Genomic DNA, 5,043 nt, shown 5'->3' with positions numbered 1-5,043 from the left:
GCCACACAGATCATACCAAGATAAGTATCATCATAACTAAAGAATAGAGGTGTCTTACCTTCCATTGCCTTGTCAGATGCCTGTTTCATCATTTCTTCAGGAATATGTTTTTCCATCATCTTGATGCTTCCACCTAATACTTCTTTACCGTGAATTAACCCTCTTAACCCATGACCAGGTAATATCTCGAAGTCTTCAACATCTTCACTACCTTGATAATAATCAGTCACAGCTTTACCAAGAGGATGTTCACTCTTTTTTTCTAGACTAGAAGCATAATTTAATAGTACTTCTTTCTCTATCTTATAAGGGACCACGTCAGTGACTACAGGAGTTCCTTTTGTGATTGTACCTGTCTTATCTAACGCAATAATATCAATAGAACCTGTGACTTCTAATGATTCAGAAGTTTTAAATAGAATACCATTTTTAGCGCCCATACCATTGCCGACCATAATAGCTACGGGTGTTGCAAGACCAAGTGCACATGGACATGAAATAACCAATACAGAAATAGCACGGGCAATAGAGAATCCAATACTCTTTCCTAGAATCATCCAGACAATAAATGTGACTAACGCAATACCGATAATCACAGGTACAAAGATACCAGAGACCTGATCCGCTTTCTTTGCGATAGGTGCCTTAGTGGCTGCTGCATCACTCACCATCTGAATAATCTGTGAAAGTGTTGTATCTTCTCCTACACGAGTGGCACGTACTTTAATAAAACCTGACTGATTAAGTGTTGCACCTGATACTGTATCATTCACAGTTTTATCAACAGGAATACTTTCACCTGTTAAGGCAGATTCATCAATAGCTGTAGAACCTTCCACAATCACACCATCGACAGGAATATTTTCACCCGGTCTTACTACAAACAAATCACCCTTATTCACTTCATCAATACTTACAGTGACTTCTTTATTATCTTTAATAATGACTGCAGTCTGAGGCGCAAGATCCATTAAGCTCTTTAAGGCATCTGTAGTACGTCCTTTAGACATTGCCTCTAACATCTTACCAACAGTAATTAAAGTAGGAATCATTGCCGCAGATTCAAAATAGAGATCATGTCCTAAACTCATCACCTTCATCATCTGTCCCTGGCTCATGGCATCAATCATTAAATATAAAACAACTAAGCTATAACCAAAAGCAGCACTAGACCCTAATGCGACCAAAGCATCCATGTTAGGGGATAATTGAAATAAACTCTTATACCCATTAATAAAGAATGCTTTATTAATGACTAAAATAATAATAGTCAATAACATTTCTGTTACTGCAAGAGATACATGATTCTCCAAAAACGAAGGTACAGGCCATTTCCACATCATATGACCCATAGATAAATACATTAATAGTATTAGGAATACTAGAGAAGTAATCAATCTCTTCTTTAATTTTGGTGTCTCATGATCCACTAAAGAATCGTCTTTTACCTTTTCAACACCTTTTTCACTTGCACCATATCCAATATTCTCAATTGCCTGAATAATAGATTCAGAAGATGCTGTTCCTTCTACGCCCATAGAATTTGTAAGTAAAGAAACAGAACAGCTATCTACACCATTAATATGAGCTACAGTTTTTTCGATACGATTGGCACACGCTGCACAACTCATACCAGTAATATTATATTGTTTCATTTCATCACCTTCTGTAATACTTTTACTAATTCATCAATTGTTTCATCATGACCTTCTTTAATATCATCCACAACACATGTCTTAATATGCTTTGCAAGTAATTCTTTATTAAAACTATTCAAAGCTGCATTGACTGCAGAAACCTGAATCAAAATATCAGGACAATAGGCATTCTTCTCAACCATGCCCTCAATTCCTCGAATCTGACCTTCGATACGTTTGAGGCGATTCATGAGTTTTTTCTTCTCTTCTTCACTACGATCCTTATGACGTTCACTACAACAGCAATCTTTTTTATCCATTATTTCACCTCCTGTTTCAATCATATACCCTGTAGGGGTATACGTCAAGCAATGTGATTGTTGTATAATGACCACAAGGAGAAATAAATTATGAAAACAAATAAACTCGTGCAGGGTGCACTCATCGCATCACTATTTGGTGTCCTTGCAGTACTCAATACAATGACAGGTACGATGTTTGATAGCTTAATCGGCTATGGAATGGCTATTCCTATGGCTATTTATAGCTATAAGACAGGACTTAAAGAAGCTTTAATGACTTCCGTTGCTTCCATGGTCATTGCCTTCCTATTTGGAACACTTAGCTATGTATTAATTGTCCTCTCATCACTTGGTATGGGAACAGTTGTAGGGCTATGTTTAAAAAATAAAGCTAAGAAAGAAACAATGCTGGTACTTGGTGCTACATTCTTCTTTTTATCTGACTTTTTATATTTCTATGTATTCTCAGGGGTACTAGGTATTAACTTACTCACTGAAGCGAAAGAAATGTATAACCAGATTATTGCGGCTGTGCCTTCTTTATCAAATGCTTTTACTTTCCAGAACTTCTATAATCTCATTCCACTCTCTATACTCATCATGTCATTCTTACAGAGTTATCTAGTCATGATGTTATGTGCATTATTCTTTAAACGCTTAAGAATACCTTTTGATATGAGTATTCATATTGCGACATTTAGATTCAGTCCTAAAATGGGATATATTCTCGCAATTATGCTTGCAGGTAGTATGATTGCGAGACAATATTTTGGAAATGTTGTTATTGTACAATATATCTATTTTATTAGTATCTTAGGATTTATGGTGGATGGACTTGCTTTCCTCTCTTTTTATCTTATTATCAGAAACCATGGACGTTATTCTAACTTACTTATATTTTTAGTATTCATTCCGTTCCTACAGACACTATTAGTGATTCTAGGAATTATTGATATATTTGTTGAAATACGTCAAATACTGTATAATAAGTATCAATAAGGAGGGCTTCTACAATGACGAGAAAAGTTGCACAACTTAGAAATATCTTTGTTCTTTTACTCGTATTTATTACCTTTGCGACCTTTGCGGCTTTTGGTATATTTCATCAGGCTTGGATGCTTCGTCTTGCGATATTTGCGGTTATTACGAATGTAATCTACATATCGTTACTATTCTATATGGGCTACTTAATGGATCAAAACAGCTATTCAGTCAGTGATGCTTTAGGTATTGATGCAAAGAATGCTTTGATCTATGGTGGCGTAGGATTGATTCAATATGATGAAAACAGAAACATTACATGGGTTTCAGACTTCTTAAAGGCATTAAATATCAATATTGTAGGAATCAAGCTATTAGAATGGCAGCCTACACTTGCTAGTCTTTTTGATGATGAAGATGTCAAAACAATAGAAGTCAAAGGAAAGAAATTCGAAGTATATAATAGTGCGGATACAAGACTCATCTATATGAAGGATGTGACACAATATGTCTCTTTATCACAGGACTATGAAGATATGCAGGTATGCATGGGTTATATTACTGTGGATAACTATGATGAAATTATTGCGAATGTAGATGAATCACAGAAGGTAAAGATTCAAAACTTATGCCGTAGTACAATTACTGACTGGGCATATAAGAATGGTATGATCATTAGACGTTATCAGACAGGTAAATACATTGTTTTCTTTAATGAACGTATCTATAAGAAACTTATTGAATCTAAATTCTCTATTTTGGATGATTTCAAGAATGCGATAGAAGAATTAGATGTACTTATGACATTATCTATTGGTATTGGTAGAAGTACAAAGGTATTAAGAGAATTAGAAGAACTTGCTTCTTCAGCATTAAGTCTTGCTTATTCACGTGGTGGTGACCAGATTGCGATTAAGAGTGGTAAAGATCATGTACGTTACTTTGGTGGTAAAACAGATGCATTTGAAACATCTTCTAAAGTACGTTCACGTATTATGGCACAATCTCTTGCCGGTCTTATTAGTCGTTCACGTAATGTCTTAGTTATGGGACATAAGAACTCAGATTTGGATTCATTTGGTGCTTCTCTTGCGGCTGCGCGTATTGCAGAGAATTTAGGTAAGAGAGCCAATATCGTGATTGACTATGAATCTCTTGAAGAAAAAACAAAAGGTGTCGTAGAAATGTTGAGAAGTAATCCTGATTATAAGGGTTTAATGTTGACTATTTCAGAAGCACTTGAAAAAGCCAATAAAGGTACTTTATTAATCTGTGTAGATAACCATAAGGATTCATTGGCTATTAGCCGCTCAGTACTTGATAAAGTAAAAAACAAAGTCATTATTGACCATCATCGTCGTAGTGAAGAATTTATTTCTTCGCCGGTTCTCACATACTTAGAACCATCTGCATCCTCTACAGTAGAATTACTTGTAGAATTATTTGACTACCAGCAACATGAAATTGAAATTTCATCACTTGATGCGACAGTTATGTATACAGGGATGCTAGTAGATACAAACTATTTCAGACAGCATGTGGGTACAAGAACATTCCAGTCAGCAGCTAAACTCAAAGAAGCACAGGCTGACTTAGCACTTGCATATGAACTATTAGAAGATTCATTTGAATGTATGAAAGAAATATTTGATATCACTGAATCAGCTTATCGTTATAAGGATAGATTCCTTATTGCGACAGGTAAAGATGACGAACTCAGTCGTTCTACTCTCGCAAAGGCTGCAAACCAATTAGTATATGTTTCTGGCATTTATGCTGCATTTGCGATAGGATATATATCTAAGAACACAGTGGCAATCAGCGCACGTAGTTCTAAGAAAATCAATGTCCAGATGATTATGGAAGATCTAAATGGTGGTGGTCATTTCTCTATGGCTGCCTGTCAGATTGAAAATGTGACAATCGAAGAAGCAAAAGAGAGATTAGAACATGCCATAGATGCATATTTGGAAGATAGGGGTGTATAAATATGAAAGTTATTTTATTAGAAGATGTGAAAAAAGTTGGTAAGAAGGGTGAAATCGTTAATGTATCTGACGGTTATGGAAAGAACTTCTTAATTAAGAATGGTAAAGCTTTAATGGCAACAGAAACAGGTAAGA

5 protein-coding genes are annotated in these 5,043 nt (G+C 35.4%); 3 read left to right on the top strand and 2 right to left on the bottom strand.

Annotation, left to right across the window (positions count from 1 at the left end):
- The coding region (locus tag ACT8VG_RS07190; protein ID WP_444195506.1) for a heavy metal translocating P-type ATPase at positions 1 to 1,655 on the bottom strand (1,655 nt) is incomplete at its 3' end.
- Positions 1,652 to 1,957: a metal-sensing transcriptional repressor gene (locus ACT8VG_RS07185; RefSeq protein WP_288704394.1), complete on the bottom strand. Its 306-nt coding sequence runs from the start codon at positions 1,955 to 1,957 to the stop codon at positions 1,652 to 1,654. The genes ACT8VG_RS07185 and ACT8VG_RS07190, both read right to left, overlap by 4 nt.
- 90 nt (positions 1,958 to 2,047) lie before the next feature.
- Here ACT8VG_RS07185 and ACT8VG_RS07180 point away from each other — a divergent pair, with 90 nt between their 5' ends.
- The 3 genes from ACT8VG_RS07180 to rplI form a co-directional block, all read left to right on the top strand.
- Entirely contained in the window at positions 2,048 to 2,938 is an 891-nt protein-coding gene (locus ACT8VG_RS07180; RefSeq protein ID WP_187012304.1) for a DUF2232 domain-containing protein, read from the top strand.
- A gap of 14 nt (positions 2,939 to 2,952) precedes the next feature.
- Positions 2,953 to 4,908, top strand: coding sequence for a DHH family phosphoesterase (locus tag ACT8VG_RS07175; RefSeq protein WP_117459092.1), 1,956 nt, complete (start codon positions 2,953 to 2,955; stop codon positions 4,906 to 4,908).
- 2 nt (positions 4,909 to 4,910) lie between these two features.
- A partial coding sequence (rplI, locus tag ACT8VG_RS07170; RefSeq protein ID WP_444195507.1) for a 50S ribosomal protein L9 occupies positions 4,911 to 5,043 on the top strand: 133 nt, incomplete at its 3' end.

This window comes from Catenibacterium sp. (assembly GCF_052354645.1).
In the GTDB taxonomy this organism is placed as follows: Bacteria; Bacillota_I; Bacilli_A; order Erysipelotrichales; family Coprobacillaceae; genus Catenibacterium; species Catenibacterium mitsuoka_A.
The sequence above is the reverse complement of the archived record's forward strand: the minus strand, read 5'-3'. Positions and strand labels throughout refer to the sequence as shown.

Excerpts from the sequence above, each read along its gene's own strand:
- ACT8VG_RS07185 (WP_288704394.1), bottom strand. The coding sequence starts at position 1,957 with ATGGATAAAAAAGATTGCTGTTGTAGTGAACGTCATAAGGATCGTAGT.
- ACT8VG_RS07180 (WP_187012304.1), top strand. The coding sequence starts at position 2,048 with ATGAAAACAAATAAACTCGTGCAGGGTGCACTCATCGCATCACTATTT.
- ACT8VG_RS07175 (WP_117459092.1), top strand. The coding sequence starts at position 2,953 with ATGACGAGAAAAGTTGCACAACTTAGAAATATCTTTGTTCTTTTACTC.